The sequence below is a fragment of the Sneathiella sp. genome (assembly GCF_036960985.1).
Lineage (GTDB): Bacteria > Pseudomonadota > Alphaproteobacteria > Sneathiellales > Sneathiellaceae > Sneathiella.
The window spans coordinates 70,767-85,848 of sequence record NZ_JBALWD010000010.1 but is presented as its reverse complement, the minus strand read 5'-3'; the positions used below and the strand labels follow the sequence as shown (position 1 = coordinate 85,848).

Annotated in this window: 12 protein-coding genes; 4 read left to right on the top strand and 8 right to left on the bottom strand. The window is 48.3% G+C overall.

Annotated elements, in window-relative coordinates:
- Positions 1–59 precede the first annotated feature (59 nt).
- Entirely contained in the window at positions 60–3,290 is a 3,231-nt protein-coding gene (locus tag V7723_RS08030; protein ID WP_335683936.1) for a hypothetical protein, read from the top strand.
- 34 nt (positions 3,291–3,324) lie between these two features.
- Here the strand turns inward: V7723_RS08030 and V7723_RS08025 are convergent, their stop codons facing one another.
- Both V7723_RS08025 and V7723_RS08020 read right to left on the bottom strand, forming a co-directional pair.
- Positions 3,325–4,209 carry an SDR family oxidoreductase gene (locus V7723_RS08025; protein WP_335683935.1) on the bottom strand — a complete coding sequence of 295 codons (885 nt, stop codon included), beginning with the start codon at positions 4,207–4,209 and terminating at the stop codon, positions 3,325–3,327.
- A 40-nt stretch (positions 4,210–4,249) separates the two neighbouring features.
- The gene (locus V7723_RS08020) at positions 4,250–5,446 is read right to left on the bottom strand and encodes an MFS transporter (RefSeq protein WP_335683934.1); all 1,197 of its coding nucleotides are present in this window, start codon (positions 5,444–5,446) and stop codon (positions 4,250–4,252) included.
- 158 nt (positions 5,447–5,604) lie between these two features.
- Between V7723_RS08020 and V7723_RS08015 the strand changes: the two genes are divergently transcribed.
- Positions 5,605–5,973, top strand: a complete 369-nt coding sequence (locus V7723_RS08015) for a DUF4870 family protein (RefSeq protein WP_335683933.1) — start codon at positions 5,605–5,607, stop codon at positions 5,971–5,973.
- A 24-nt stretch (positions 5,974–5,997) separates the two neighbouring features.
- Here the strand turns inward: V7723_RS08015 and V7723_RS08010 are convergent, their stop codons facing one another.
- On the bottom strand, positions 5,998–6,219 hold the full coding sequence (locus V7723_RS08010; RefSeq protein ID WP_335683932.1) for a biotin/lipoyl-binding carrier protein: 222 nt from the start codon (positions 6,217–6,219) through the stop codon (positions 5,998–6,000).
- Between the two features lie 153 nt (positions 6,220–6,372).
- On the bottom strand, positions 6,373–8,196 hold the full coding sequence (gene typA / locus V7723_RS08005) for a translational GTPase TypA (RefSeq protein WP_335683931.1): 1,824 nt from the start codon (positions 8,194–8,196) through the stop codon (positions 6,373–6,375).
- A gap of 253 nt (positions 8,197–8,449) precedes the next feature.
- Between typA and V7723_RS08000 the strand changes: the two genes are divergently transcribed.
- Positions 8,450–9,622, top strand: a complete 1,173-nt coding sequence (locus V7723_RS08000) for a M20 aminoacylase family protein (RefSeq protein ID WP_335683930.1) — start codon at positions 8,450–8,452, stop codon at positions 9,620–9,622.
- 38 nt (positions 9,623–9,660) lie between these two features.
- Positions 9,661–10,452, top strand: a complete 792-nt coding sequence (locus tag V7723_RS07995) for an enoyl-CoA hydratase (protein ID WP_335683929.1) — start codon at positions 9,661–9,663, stop codon at positions 10,450–10,452.
- Between the two features lie 33 nt (positions 10,453–10,485).
- Here the strand turns inward: V7723_RS07995 and dgcA are convergent, their stop codons facing one another.
- The 4 genes from dgcA to V7723_RS07975 form a co-directional block, all read right to left on the bottom strand.
- A complete protein-coding gene (gene dgcA / locus V7723_RS07990; RefSeq protein WP_335683928.1) occupies positions 10,486–11,472 on the bottom strand; it encodes an N-acetyl-D-Glu racemase DgcA in 987 nt (328 codons plus the stop codon).
- Positions 11,469–12,470 carry an N-acetyltransferase DgcN gene (dgcN, locus tag V7723_RS07985; RefSeq protein WP_335683927.1) on the bottom strand — a complete coding sequence of 334 codons (1,002 nt, stop codon included), beginning with the start codon at positions 12,468–12,470 and terminating at the stop codon, positions 11,469–11,471. Before dgcN ends, dgcA begins: the two co-directional genes overlap by 4 nt.
- 37 nt (positions 12,471–12,507) lie before the next feature.
- On the bottom strand, positions 12,508–13,098 hold the full coding sequence (locus V7723_RS07980) for a gamma carbonic anhydrase family protein (protein ID WP_335683926.1): 591 nt from the start codon (positions 13,096–13,098) through the stop codon (positions 12,508–12,510).
- A 141-nt stretch (positions 13,099–13,239) separates the two neighbouring features.
- A complete protein-coding gene (locus tag V7723_RS07975) occupies positions 13,240–15,027 on the bottom strand; it encodes a putative bifunctional diguanylate cyclase/phosphodiesterase (RefSeq protein WP_335683925.1) in 1,788 nt (595 codons plus the stop codon).
- Positions 15,028–15,082 lie beyond the last annotated feature (55 nt).

The window sequence follows — 15,082 nt, the reverse complement described above, 5'->3', positions numbered from 1 at the left end:
AAACTTGACGTAATGTTGATTTTGCAGGACTCTCACCCGGTTATTTAAGGGGAGATGTGATGTTGCATAAACATCCTGATACAGGAAAGAGTAGCGAGCAAGATGAAGCTCCGTTGGTTTTGGGGCAATATGAGGAGAAAGCTGCGAAAAAACGGCGTTCTAACAGCTCATTACTCTTTGCTGGACTAGGTATACTGGCCACCATTTTGTGGGTGGCTATTGTTGGTTATTTCGTTCAGTCGAGAATCGGCTGGTCGAGTATTGCCCAAACACCACCGATTGACTTGGGGCTAATCTCTCTTGGTGCTTTTGCTCCGCTTGCATTTGTTTGGATTTTGCTTGGATATTTTCACCGCGGCCGTGAGGCGACGCTCAAAGGTGAAGCGCTTGATTTCTTAATGAGTGAACTTGGGTATCCCAGTCCGGAAGCCGAAGCACGAGTTGCTAGTTTGACATATAGCCTGCAGCAGCAAAGCCGTGAGGTGCAACAGGAAACTGAGCGCGCCGCAGCCAGTATTGAAAAAGCTGGTGAAGGGCTGGACAAGCAGGGTATAGCAGCAAAAAAAGCCACGGAAGATATGCTGAGTACATCAGATCGGCTGGTGACGGAGCTTGAAACGCGTTCGGCAAAATTAGCAGGCCTCATCGAACAAGTTGAAGGACAAGGCAAACAGCTTGATACGGCGATAAATCTACAAACAGAGAATTTGAAAGAAGCCGCCGAGGAATCTGAAACACGGAGTGCAGCTGTGCAGGCATCTCTGGGTAAGCAGATCTCGGCATTAAAAGATGCTATTCGCGTTGCGGATGAAAAATCTCAGGACATTTCTCATATTCTTGAAGAGACTAGCCAGAAGATTTTTACCAACGCGACGGAAACGCTTGAGCAAACAGAAAAAGCGACAGATTCACTAGGTGAACAAATAAAAAATCTGGAAGAGGCCACAACGAAGGTTAGATCTCAGATGGATGAAGGTGTCGTCCAGTTTAATAAGCAGGGTGAAGAAATCCTGGAGGTCTCTCGCAAAACAACCACAGAAATAGCCAAAACAACGGATATGCTGCTGCAAGGAACAACCGACCTGAGTATATCGAGTGACGAAGGCGTAACCCGTTTGAATGCTCTTCGTAACACACTTCTTGCCAGCGCCACAGATGTGGAAAAAGTGATAGGTCAATTGCAGGACCAGGAAGTAACTGCCCTGAAATCCGCCAAAGACGCAGAGATTGGTATCGCAGAATCAACCCGTCAACTGCAGACGAGCACTGAGCAATTAGCGCAGAAAGCATCTACAACCACCGATCAGATGGTGCAGTCGAGCGAGAAATTGCGAAATGAGTCTGGTCAGCTTGAAGAAGTTCTTAAAGCAACTGAGCTAAGCATGGTTGATATCGATGGTACTCTTCAGAAGGGCCGCCAACTCCTCGATGCAGCGGGCGAAAAATCGTTGCGAAATGCGGATCAGCTAGGTGAAAAATTGGCGACCCATGCGGCGTCACTCACACAAGCGTCAGAAACTACTGGAGAGCAAACAACTCTTATCCAAGAACAATTGCGCGATCAAATCGGCGCGCTGGAAACGGCGTCGCAACAAATTCTCAAAATGTCCGAGGATATTAGCGCTCAATTGGAACAAGATGTCGATATGCTTGGAAAAACGGCGGAAACGACCGGCACGCAAATCGATCATGTGGGGCAGACCTTCCAACGGCAGGCAGAAAATCTGCGCCAAACATCAGATTCAGTTTCAGGTCAATTACGGGAAGCAAGCGAAGATATTCGCCGAGAAAGTGGCGATGTAGAAATGAGTGCAGATAAAATGGCGCGATCTCTCGCCTCTGCTTCGGCGGAGCTTGAGAAGCGCCAAAAGGAAATTGCCGCAACTGCAGATCAGACACATAACAAGCTTTCGACGGCCATCGAAGATGCCATACGATACCATCAAGATTTCATGGCGACAGCTGAACGCGCCTCGCTTCAAGCACGTCAATCTGGTGAAGCCGCGCATTCGCAAACAGCCGAACTGGCGAAAACAGCGGAAAGAGCTTCGGCTGAATTGCGCGCCATGGGCGACCAGGCAACAGACCATGTTGAACAGTTGAATTTGGCCGCATCAAAAGCCGAGAACCAAGGCAGCCGACTAGCAGATGTAACTCGATCTTCTCTGGCGAATATTAATGAAGCTAGCGGCTCGGCAAAAGTCCACATGGAAGAGCTTGCGGATATTTCTATTCGGGCCAGAGAGCATGCGGAAGCGATGGAAGAGATCCTGCAGAAAGAAACAGCGGCCTTGTCCGACATTGCGATGCAGCTTACGGATCAGGTTGAATCAGTCGATGGGACATTGTCGGATCGCTCTGCGTTGCTGGATCAATCTGTTGAAAAAGCAAATCTTGCCGGTGATAGCTTTCAACGTAAATCACTTGAATTTGCCCGAGCTAGCGAACTGATGATCAGAGGCATTAAATATGCTGACAATGCTCTTGAAAAACATAAAAAGGGCATTGATGAAACACGGCGGAGTATCCATGCTGACCTTGACCTAGTTTCGGAAAAAATCATCGAAGCCAGCAATCAAGTTAAAGAAACCGGATCGGAAGCGGCTACCCTGTTCTATGGACGTGCGAAAGACTTGATAGAATTTACCTCGCAGGCGAATGAAAATGCGCGTTCGTTGTCAGAACAGTTTGAATCGCAACATAAGCGTCTGACCCTGTCAGTGGCACAAGTTGAAACTACATTGCAAAAATCTGCCGGAATTCTGCAGGAGGAAAGTAAAAACTTCCAGACAGCTGCGGAAAAAGCGGCTGAAGAGGCGTTAATGTCGGGCCTTAAAATCGAGAAACAAACTGACGATTTGACAAAAGCCGGAGAAAAAGCCAATCAGCTCGCTGAAAAAATAATGCAGAATAAGCGGACAGTTCAGAATGAGCAGTTCATGAAATCTTCTGGGTTCGTCTTGGATAATCTAAACTCTTTAACGATCGACCTTGGCCGTATTCTGGATAGTAACTTGTCGGACGATTTGTGGCGGCGGTACCGCAAAGGAGAGAAAGGTATCTTTACCCGGAAACTTTTGAAGTCTAAGGATGCCGAGAAAATTCGCTCGAAATATAGAGATAACGGCGAATTTCGTCGTTATACCGATCAATATGTTTCAGAGTTCCGGGAAATCATGACTGAAGCAGGGTCTGTTGAGCATTCAGAATTATTGTCTGATGCCTTCATCACAGCAGATGTCGGCAAGGTTTACTTACTGTTGCAAGAAGCTCTCGACGGTCTGGAATAGGAAGGCCGTCGAAATTTTTTTAGGGTTTATTCCCCTATCCCCGCTTTTTCTTGTCTTTCTCATTCGCGGTTTCAATTTGGCCGCGGATGCTGACCCAATCGTCGTCTGTCAGTTGGCCTAGCTCACCATAATTGCCCGCACTGTTAAGCCACTGACCGCCATCAATAGCGATAACCTCGCCGTTAATATAGGTGCATTCATCAGCCATCATAAAAGTAGCAAGGTTGGCTAGTTCAGAATGCTCACCGGATCGCCGAAGTGGAATTTTATCTGTTCCTTTTCCTGGGAGCGTATCTCCGTAACTACCCTTTGGTCGAAGCCTTGCCCAGGCGCCTTCAGTTGGAAACGGGCCAGGCGCGATTGCATTCAGGCGAATTCCCTTCGGTCCCCATTCTACGGCAAGGCCCTGTGTCATCGCCTTCACACCTGCCTTGGACATGGCGCTCGGTACGACATAAGCGGACCCATTCCAGGCCCAGGTCGTTACTATGGAAAGAACATTGCCGCTTAATCCTTCCTTGATCCATCGCTTGCCGCAGGCATTGGTCATATAAAACGTTCCATGGAAGACAATATTGGCGATGGCATCAAACGCTCGAGAGCTTAAATCTTCAGTACGTGAAATAAAATTCCCCGCGGCATTGTTGACCAGCGAGTCCAAAGGGCCGCTTTGCCATATTTCGCCGACCATTTCCTCAATAGCATCTGGGTTGCGTATATCTACTTGAAAGGTCGAAACTTTGCCGCCTGTTTCTTCGTGTAACTCGGCCGCTGTTTCATCCAAAACAGATTTTCGGCGACCACAAATAATAACCTCGGCACCAACTTCCAGAAAACCACGTGTCATGGTTTTCCCTAGCCCTGTTCCACCGCCCGTTACAAGTATTCGTTTTCCCTTTAGCAGGTCTTCTTTAAACATATGAAACTCTCCTTCTTTGAAAGCCTTTGGCTTTCGGCCGCTATAACGCGGTTTCTTTTGGTTTTTTATCGAGCTTAGTGTAAACCGCCCTCAAGAGCAGGGCCAGAAAAACAAAACAGATTGCTCCGCCAATTAGAAACGGCGCATCGAAATGGACATAGTCAAAAAGGATACCAGCCCACAATGGGCCGGCAACTCGGCCAAATCCGGAGGCAGTGTTAGCGATGCCCAGCGTACCACCTTGCTGGCCTTTTGGGGCAGCCAAGCTGATCAGACTGGATTGTGTCGGTGTCAGTATTCCGATACCAAGGGTAATGAAAGTCGTCGCCACAATAAAGATCCAGACGGTACTGGATAAAGAGGTGAGGAGTAATCCGCAGCCAAGGAAAGTTAGGCCAACGACCACCAGCCTTCTTGAGCCGAGACGCTTTGTCAAAGGGCCAATCAATCCGCCTTGCATGATGACGATTAACACTCCGATGTAAGCGAAGCAGTATCCCAAATCACGAGGCGTCCAGTCGAAAGTTCGCGATGTCCACAAGGGGAAGATTATTTCAACCTGACTGAACACAAAACTGACAATGAAAAAAATGCCAATTAACCAGACCACCACTGGGGACGCCAATATCAGCTTGATTTTCTCCCTCCATGATATTGTCGACGACTCTCGGGCAGCAGCTTTATCTTCGGTAGTTACAGATTCCTTTACCGTGAAAACGGCTAGAACAAGCCCTAGAAGTGAAAGGCCAGCGGCCACATACATGGGCGTCTGAAAATCCGGATTTGCTGGATCGGTCCCGACAAGCAACCCACCAAGTGCCGGGCCGGTTACAAACCCTAACCCGAAAGCAGCACCGACCATGCCCATACCTTTTGCCCGGGTTTCTGGCGTTGTGATGTCTGCGATTATTGCTTGGGCGACGGAAATTTTTCCGGACGCGATTCCACTGATACAGCGAGCAAGAATTAAGGCTGTAAACGTTTCTGCCAGGCCGGTCCACAGATAGGCAATTGCACTTAAAAGCATGCAAGCAAGAAAAATTGGGCGGCGGCCCCATCGATCTGAAAGATGACCCCAAATATATGAAAAAATAAGTTGAAAGAGTGAAAATGCGGCGGCGAGCCACGTGACCATAAAAGGACTCGCGCCATAATGCTCTGCATAAAAAGGAAGGAGCGGAATGACAATGCCAAAGCCAACCAGATCGAGAAATATTGAGAGAAAAACTGCCAGCATAGATAAAGTACCAGTAAAAATTTCCCCGATCTTAACGAACTGGTATTAGGATTGCGAGTTAGAGTTACGGCGATCGGTAGGATATTTTTTACTTTAGTGCGCTCCGCTACTAGATTAATAAGAGATCACGCTGAATTTTAGGCACGAAGGATTGGTTGATGGATGAAACAACACAAACACCACAAGAAATAGCCAGTGATAAGGGCGGCGCCAAAATGGCGCAGATCATCTATTTTTTATATTTGGCGACCCTCGTTATCCAAATCGCTCATTTTGTCGGCGCGGTTATGGCCTATTTGAACAAGGATGAAAATTCTCCCTGGATCGAAACACACTTCCAATACCAGATACGAACTTTTTGGATGTATACTTTATATCTGATAATTGCAGCTGTTACGGCTTTTTTCGGTGTCGGCGTATTTGTATTTCTCTGTGCGGCGGTGTGGCTCGTTATTCGCTGTGCAACAGGCATGAAATATCTTTATCGCGAGCAAGCGGTCCCGAATCCAACAACCTGGTTATGGTAAAATTATAAAGGGGGAGCGGAAGACTTAGGCTTGCATTCTCGCGATAACCTGGCCTTCTTTAACCGGGTCGCCTTCACCAACAAGAATTTCTGCAATGGTTCCGTCGTCAGGCGCTAAAATCGGAATCTCCATTTTCATGCTTTCCAAAACGATGACAGGATCATCTTCTTCAAGTTTTTCACCTATCGCGGCTTCGATTTTCCAGACTTTTCCAGTAATTTCTGAGATTACATCGACCAGCGCCATTATTGCCTCATTCTGTTCTTGTTATTATTAACGCAAGCTCGTACTTGCTGCGTTGATATGTTTCCACAAGACGCCAAAGAACGCCACCGTTAATTTTCAGCGTTTATTAGCTTTGAGACGTAGGAGGTTAATTGCGAAAACCGAAAACTCGATTTACGACGCTATCTTCGTACGTGAAGCTTTCTTGCGTTCATGTGGATCGAGATGAAATTTACGCAGCCGGATGAAGTTCGGCGTAACTTCCACGAGTTCATCGTCGTCGATATATGCGATGGCTTGCTCAAGAGACATTTTCCGAGGGGTTGTTAATCTTACGGCTTCGTCCGTACCTGACGCCCGGATGTTTGTCAGCTGTTTGGCCTTCAATGCGTTAACCTCAAGATCATTAGGGCGATTATGTTCGCCTAAGACCATGCCTTCATAAACGTCGACACCACTACCGATAAAGAAGAAGCCACGTGCTTCCAGATTCCAAAGTGCAAAAGAAACAGATTTGCCGGTAGAGTTGGCGATAAGAACACCATTGCGGCGTCCGGGAATAGTTCCTTTATGGGGTACATAGGAATCAAATAATCGGTTCATGATGCCGGTACCACGAGTATCGGTGAGAAACTCGCCATGATATCCAATCAAGCCACGTGTCGGGCAGATAAACGTTATCCGCGTTTTGCCACCACCAGACGGACGCATGTCTGTCATCGTCCCTTTGCGCAGCGCCATTTTTTCGACAACGACGCCAGAGAATTCATCGTCCACATCGACGACGACTTCTTCCTGTGGCTCAAGTGTTTGGCCGGTTACTTTGTCTTCACGGAAGAGCACACGCGGGCGACTGATGGACAGCTCAAAGCCTTCACGACGCATTGTTTCGATCAATACGCCAAGCTGTAATTCGCCGCGACCGGAGACAATATATGCATCGGCTTCGGTGCTGTCTTCGACACGAATGGAGACATTGCCTTCAATTTCTTTCATAAGGCGCGCCCGGATAACCCGGCTCTGCACCTTGTCACCATCACGACCAGCAAGAGGTGACGAATTGATCGCAAATGTCATGGAAATCGTTGGCGGGTCAATTGGCTGCGCTTCAAGAGGGGTTGTTTCCTCAGGGGTACCAATAGTGTCGGCAACCGTCGTTTTCACGAGGCCCGCAATTGAGACGATGTCGCCAGCACGGGCTTCTGAAATAGTTTCGCGCTCTAGGCCGCGAAATGCCATGATCTTGTTCGCTTTGGCATCTTCGATTTTGCCACCTTTACGTCCGAGCCCCTTAACCATTTCATTTGTTTTCAGGACACCACTTTCAACGCGCCCTGTAAGAAGGCGTCCAAGATATGGATTACTTTCGATGGTCGTGACAAGCATACGGAATGGCGCGTCCTCATCAACCTTTGGTGCCTCAACATGTTTGACGATCAGGTCGAAAAGAGGGTGTAGATTTTCTCTTGGCTCATTAAGGTCCGTTGCGGCCCAGCCTTCTTTGGCAGAAGCATATAATACGGGGAAATCCAATTGATCTTCGTTGGCATCCAGTGCCACCAGCAAATCGAAGCATTCATCGAGCACTTCATCAGCACGTGCATCAGGGCGGTCCGCCTTGTTGATGACGACAATTGGCTTGAGGCCAAGGGACAGCGCTTTTTGTGTCACGAATTTTGTTTGTGGCATGGGACCTTCAGCAGCGTCAACCAACACGACAACACCGTCAACCATGCTCAGGATACGTTCAACTTCACCACCAAAGTCGGCATGGCCTGGTGTATCTACAATATTCAGGCGGTAGCCTTCCCATTCTACTGACGTACATTTGGCAAGGATGGTTATCCCGCGCTCACGCTCCAGGTCATTACTGTCCATGGCCCGTTCGGCTACTTGTTGATTGTCCCGGAACGTACCACTTTGCTTAAGCAAGCCATCCACTAGAGTTGTCTTCCCATGATCGACATGAGCGATGATCGCGACGTTCCGAATTTCCATGATTTTAGTACTTCATTTTCTATAAAAAGCGCGCGCAATATAACACCGTTTCTGCGATTAGCAAGGAATGCTTTTCGCAACTGCACACAAGATACCTTCATATAGTTTAGAAAAAGGACATTAAAAGTTCATTGTACCTGTTTTTAGGCAAAAAAGTGAATAAATACAGAGGCAAGCAGGGGCTGTTATTGCCATGGCGGGTAATCGGTGGCACCATAATGAAAAATAAATATCGAGTCATCGGAGCAAAAATATGGCCATCTATAATCGCATCGCGGAAATTCACGAAGAAATGCAAGTTTGGCGGCGGGATATTCACCAACACCCGGAACTTTGCTTTGAAGAACAGCGTACCGCGGAAATTGTCGCGGAAAAACTCAAATCTTTTGGGCTGGAAGTCCATGAAGGAATCGGCATAACCGGAGTTGTTGGTGTGCTGAAAGGGCAGGGCAATAGCACTAGGTCGATTGGTATCCGGGCTGATATGGACGCATTGCCGATGCAAGAGCTTAACGAATTCGATTATAAATCTTTGATTGATGGCAAGATGCATGCTTGCGGCCATGATGGGCATACGGCGATTTTGTTGGGAGCCGCGAAATATCTGGCGGAAAGTCGAAATTTTGACGGAACAGTTAATTTTATCTTCCAACCGGCAGAAGAAGGCGGTGGTGGAGGTGACGCCATGGTCAAAGACGGATTGTTTGAACGGTTTCCCTGCGACGGCGTCTATGGCCTTCACAATCAACCGGGCATGCCCCGGGGAACTGTTAACATCCGCTCCGGTCCTCTAATGGCTTCCGCAGATACTGCGGTTCTGATCATTAAGGGTAAGGGGGGACACGCGGGGTACCCGCATCTAACAATTGATCCGATTGCAGCCGCGGTTCAATTGCACGTGGCGTTGCAAACCATTGTTGCCCGAAATGTGGGCCCTGTCGATAATGCTGTCGTTAGTGTCACCATGTTTGAGGCCGGTTCTGGCAGTAATATCATTCCGCAAGACGCCAAACTAACGGCTTCTATTCGAACAATGACAGCGGAAGTTCGCGATCTTGTAGAAAAGCGGGTTCGGGAAATATGTACAGGTATTGCTCAGACACACGGTGTGGAGATCATTGTGGATTACACACGTGGATACCCGAGTACGGTCAATCACGAAAAGGAAACTTATATAGCGGCAAAAGCTGCTGCGGAAGTGGTCGGCCCGGCAAACGTTGATACCAATACGCCTGTTCGCATGGGCAGCGAGGATTTCGCCTATATGTTGCAGGCTTGCCCCGGGGCTTATATGTTTCTTGGGACGCAGGATGATACCCATTTTCATTCGGTGCATCACCCGGAATATGATTTCAATGATGAAGTGCTATCCATCGGTGCCAGCTTGTGGGCGAAACTCGTCGAACAACAAATGCCTAGATCCTGATTTTATGACTTTCAGATAACCAAAAAAGGAAAAATAATATGTCTGATGATCTTCTTGAAACCATTGAAGATGGTGTCGCCACTGTCACCATGAACCGGCCGGAGGCGCGCAATGCTTTTACTGCCGAAATGATGGTGGGCCTGACTGAGGCGTTTAATCGTCTTGCTGCGGACACCTCTGTCCGAGTTGTTGTCCTGACCGGTGCGGGAGGCGCCTTCTGTGCCGGTGGTGACGTTAAAAGCTTTGCCGCCAATGCTGGAGCCAAAATCAACCTGGATGCCCGTATTCTTGATCTGCGAACGCGGATGGAAGTCAGTCGCGTGCTCCATGAAATGCCCAAACCGACTTTGGCGGTTATTCCTGGTCCCGCTGCTGGCGCTGGCTTCTCCCTTGCCATGGCATGCGATATGCGTATTGCTGCGGATACTGCGAAAATCACCACTGCTTTTTCGAAAGTGGGTTTGTCTGGTGATTTTGGAGGCTCTTTCTTTCTAACGAAACTTTTAGGGGCGGCGAAGGCGCGGGAGCTTTATTTCACTGGTGACGTGGTGTTAGGCAAAGAGGCAGCAGCTATTGGGATGGTCAGCAAATCCGTACCTGATACAGAGTTGCCTGAAGCGGCCGCAGCAATGGCTAAACATCTCGCTAGTTTACCGACTGTCGCAGTTGGTTATATGAAGAAAAATCTCAACACTGCGTTGGAAGGAAGCCTCAGCGATGTTCTGGACTGGGAAGCCACCAATATGGTTCGCTCCTTTGAAACTGAAGATCATCAAGGTGCCGCGAAGGCGTTTGTTGAAAAACGGGCGCCGGTTTTTAACGGACGCTAGAAAAATGGCAGCGGTGTAATCATCGCTGCCAAATTATCCCCACAGAGAGGCTGACGGTGGGTGCATAATGCTTCCATCAAAATGAATACCGTTTTCTCTGTCTTCCGCCAAAAGGAGCGGGCCATCCAAATCAACAAATCGGGCAAAGCTGCCAAGCAGCATGGCTGGTGCCATGGCGAGGCTGGTGCCAAGCATGCAACCAACCATTACGCCAAGGCCAAACCCCCGAGCCGCTTCTGCTAATAACAGTGCCTCAGTTAATCCGCCGGTTTTGTCTAACTTGATATTAATGTAATCATAAATTCGGGCGACATCGTCGAGTGTCGCTGTGTCATGAGCACTTTCATCTGCACAGATAGGTACCGGGCGATTGAGTTCGGCCAGAATATTATCTTCCCCAGCTGGTAGCGGTTGCTCGATAAGTTCTACGCCCAAGTCAGCCATTCTTGGTGAAAAATCTTCTACCATTTGGGGAGTCCAGGCTTCATTGGCATCGACGATCAAGCGAGTTTTCGGCGCGTTGCTGCGAACAGCCGTCACTCGTTCTATATCCAATTCTCCAGCCAATTTAAGTTTTATCAACGGGCGATGCGCTTGCGCTTTAGCGGCTATCCCCATTTTTTCGGGGGTATCAAGTGACAATGTGTAGGCTGTAATTGTTAATCCCGGCTCGGCGATATTAGCGAGGGTTGCGACTGACTTTCCAGTGAGTTTTGCCTCCAAATCCCATAATGCGCAGTCAACTGCATTGCGCGCGGCACCTGGCGGCATTATCGTCAGCAAACCTTCACGGGTCACACCATCTTCGATAAATTGGCGGGCGGCCGAAATCTCGGCTGTAACCGAGCGTTGGCTTTCTCCATAACGTGGGTAGGGAACACATTCCCCGTGGCCAGTTTTGCCCTTTTCAGTAATTGTGACATGGACAATATCGGCGCTGGTTTTCGCACCTCGACTGATGCGGAAGCTTCCGGCGATAGGCCAGCTTTCCGACTGAGCCGTTACCTGACGATTGTTCATCCTATATTATCTACTATAGCTTTGGTGCCGTGGGAATACGGGTCCGTACAAGGTAGGTTTAACTCAGTTTCCAATTGCTCCAAATAGCTTTGGATTTCAGGTTTTTCGAGCCCCGATGTGTTGACGCAAACACCAACAAAGCGCGCATTTCTATTGGTGAGTTGTGCATTTTTCAAATTTAGGTCAATGCATTCCTGCAGCCCTGGGAGGGGTTGATGTGGGATGCCGCGCATGTGCGTGCGTGTGGGTTCATGGCAGAGAACAAGAGCATCAGCTTGGGCGCCATGGATCAGTCCGAGACTAACGCCCGCGTATGACGGATGAAAAAGAGAACCTTGTCCTTCAATAATGTCCCAATGATCTGCATCGTTATCTGGCGACAGTTCTTCAACAGCGCCCGAAATAAAGTCGGCGACGACAGCGTCGATGGAAATGCCGGTTCCCGCAATAAAGATGCCCGTTTGTCCAGTGGCGCGGAAATCAGCTTTCCAACCGCGTGCGCGCATTTCTTTTTCGATAGCAAGTGCTGTATACATTTTACCGACGGAGCAATCTGTGCCAACGGCCAATAGGCGTTTTCCGTTGCGTGGCTCACCTTTGCCGGTGGCGATGTCATGGGTTGGGTGACGGACGTCAAATAAAGAGGCGCCATTGCGCTCAGCTGCTTCTTTTATCTCAGGAAGATCTCCTAAACGGATATGCAAGCCACTTGCGACATCCATGCCTTTATTTAGTGCTTCAACAATTTTAGTCGTCCAATGAGCCGGGAGGAATCCTCCGGAATTAACAATACCGATGATTAGCGTCTTCGCTCCAGCGGCGACGGCCTCATCAATAGATATATCCTTGATACCTAAGTCGGCGACGCAACCGTTCAACCGCAATTGTCCCACGCACCATTCCGGTCGCCAATCGACAATGCCTTGCGCTGTTTTGGCTCCTAATTGGTCCGCTACATCTCCCAAAAACATCAGGTACGGATTTTGCATTTCGCTCATAAGGCCTCCAGAAAAATATAAACAGTGTCGTCGTGGCTCATGCAGTTTGCTCAAGCGCGTTCTGTTCCGTTGTTAATCGCTCAATTTCCCGATGAATGGCTTCAGAACTTTCCTGGGATGCCCATTCTCGATGCTCACCTTTTGCATAAGCCAGCGCATTGCGATAGTACATAAATGCATTCAATCGGCATTTAACAAAATTATTAAATGTACGCACCACTTTGCCTGGCGTGCCCATAACTATTGAATTATCCGGAATTACGGTGTTTTCTTTAAGAAAAGTATGGCCAGCGATGATGCAGTTGTCGCCAATTACACAACCATCCATGATGGTGCTGTTGATGCCGATAAGACAATTGTTGCCAATTTTGCAGCCGTGTATCGTACAATGATGAGTGATTGAGCAATGAGAGCCAATAATACTGCCTGTTTCTTCGCCAACATGGATCATGCAGAAATCTTGAATGTTTGTATATTCTCCGATCACCACATTTTTTGATTCGGCTCGAACGACGGAATAGGGCCACAAGGAAGCGCCTTTCTTGATTTCGACTTTTCCATATACAAGTGCCGTGGGATGTAGATAAGTTGCGTCGTCGATCGTTACATCCGGACCATATTGCGACATCTGATACTCCTGTTCTTGTTTTTTTTGAAGAGATCTGTCGTTCGTCAGATATCCGTTTCGACTGCGCGAGACAATAGTAGGCAGTCGCGCTAATTTTATCAGCGGTATTGATGTAAGGTCAAACAGATGTTGAAAGGAAAGCTATTTAAAGTCTTGTTGCCAGGGTTGGTCGGATAGCCATTCAGAGAATGTTTCGACGTCAACAGGGCGGCTCATATAATAGCCTTGGCCCACATCACAACCCAATTCTTTGAGGCTGTTCCATAAGTCGATGTCTTCAATGCCTTCTGCAACCACGGAAAGATCCAGGTTACGAGCAAGATCCAGTAGGGTCCGAACAATTACGGCATCATCAGCAACGGTGTTCATATTTAGAACGAAACTTTTATCGATCTTGATCTCATCCACCGGCAATTTACGGAGGTAAGCGAGCGACGTATAGCCAGTACCAAAATCGTCGATTGAAACCCTGACACCCATATCATGCAGGGATATAACAACCTCTGTCGCACGGGTGACATCGGAAATGATCGCGCTTTCAGTTATTTCAAGTTTTAGGAGCTCTGCGGGGAAACCGGATTTCGAAAGTAACTTTGCGACAGTGTCCGGAAAGACCGGATTATGCAGTATTAATGCGGAGATATTAACAGAGACAGACAGGCGCTTGCCTTCTGATAACCATTTGCTCCCCTGTTCAATCGCGACTTTCAAGACCCACCTTGTTAAGGCTTCGATGGATCCGGAGCTCTCGGCTAGGGGAATAAAACTGTCTGGAAACAATAAGCCTTTGTCGAGGTGCTGCCATCGGACTAGTGCTTCAACGCCAATTATTTCGCGATCTTTCATACGAACCATTGGTTGGTAATGCAGACGGAGTTGGTTGGATTCGATCGCTTGTGGTAGATCTTGCGCGAGACGAAGCTGCTCTTGCCGTTCCAGATCATCTTCTTGCGTGTAGACCATAAAGCGCGTTTTGTCGCGTTTCGCGGAATAAAGGGCGGACATAGCTTTATGCAGAAGTTCATCCGGGCTGTCCGATGCTTCTAGCGTCGCGATGCCGAGCGTGGCACTTATATCGGTCTTTTGACCGTCAATAAGATAGGCTTTACGTAGTTCGTGTGACAGGCGAACGGCAACGGTCGTATGGGCCGGTCCAAGATAATCGCCTTCCGTAACCAGTAAGGCAAATTCGTCATCGCCTAGGCGTCCAACGATAGAGTTATCCGGGGCAAATCGGAACAACCGTTTGGCGACAGTTTTTAGAACTTCATCACCAAAATCATGGCCGCGGCTTTCGTTCAATCCCTTAAAGCTGTCGAGATCGAGAATAATTAGGGACGCTGGCGTATTTCGTTTATGGGCCTGTTCAATGGCTTGGGCCATTTTCAAACGGAATTTCCGTCGGCTGGGCAGAGCCGTAAGAGGGTCTTCTTCAATAAAGGCAGAGAGTTCCGTTTCCAGATGGACAGCGCGATTCCTAATTTTACATAAGCGATCCGCGTTATAGAGGGCGGTTTCCAAACGACCAGCAGTCAGTTCTGTCGCAGCAATATTGTCGAAGGCGCCTTGACGCAAGTGATGCAAGGATCCGTCGATCACAATTGTCGGGACGAAAGGAGGGCGGGAGGCGGCTAGCTTTATCGCTTCGTCATATTCATTGATCTCGTCGGCGCCGTCAAAAATAATACAGTTGTAGGCACCAGATTTGATGTTTTGCGCCGTATCTTCATCAAAATGAGATTGGTGGGCAGTGACTGTGAGATTGATTTCGTTGCAAAAGTTCTGAATCCGGCTTCCGGGCTCCAATACCAACAGGCGCATCTGGCTGTAATTCAAGCGCAAAATTTTTCGGCTTGTTGCAGATGTTTTATGTTTTTCGGTTTCCGGCAATCCTTTGGAATGCGTTGAAGCCAAACCTCTTGAAGTCAATGATTTATTCTCAATTAAATTATTCTTCTGCCCTGATCACTGCAGCTGTTTCAGT

Coding starts and splice junctions, on each gene's coding strand:
- V7723_RS08030 (WP_335683936.1), top strand. CDS start 60: ATGTTGCATAAACATCCTGATACAGGAAAGAGTAGCGAGCAAGATGAA.
- V7723_RS08025 (WP_335683935.1), bottom strand. CDS start 4,209: ATGTTTAAAGAAGACCTGCTAAAGGGAAAACGAATACTTGTAACGGGC.
- V7723_RS08020 (WP_335683934.1), bottom strand. CDS start 5,446: ATGCTGGCAGTTTTTCTCTCAATATTTCTCGATCTGGTTGGCTTTGGC.
- V7723_RS08015 (WP_335683933.1), top strand. CDS start 5,605: ATGGATGAAACAACACAAACACCACAAGAAATAGCCAGTGATAAGGGC.
- V7723_RS08010 (WP_335683932.1), bottom strand. CDS start 6,219: ATGGCGCTGGTCGATGTAATCTCAGAAATTACTGGAAAAGTCTGGAAA.
- typA (WP_335683931.1), bottom strand. CDS start 8,196: ATGGAAATTCGGAACGTCGCGATCATCGCTCATGTCGATCATGGGAAG.
- V7723_RS08000 (WP_335683930.1), top strand. CDS start 8,450: ATGGCCATCTATAATCGCATCGCGGAAATTCACGAAGAAATGCAAGTT.
- V7723_RS07995 (WP_335683929.1), top strand. CDS start 9,661: ATGTCTGATGATCTTCTTGAAACCATTGAAGATGGTGTCGCCACTGTC.
- dgcA (WP_335683928.1), bottom strand. CDS start 11,472: ATGAACAATCGTCAGGTAACGGCTCAGTCGGAAAGCTGGCCTATCGCC.
- dgcN (WP_335683927.1), bottom strand. CDS start 12,470: ATGAGCGAAATGCAAAATCCGTACCTGATGTTTTTGGGAGATGTAGCG.
- V7723_RS07980 (WP_335683926.1), bottom strand. CDS start 13,098: ATGTCGCAATATGGTCCGGATGTAACGATCGACGACGCAACTTATCTA.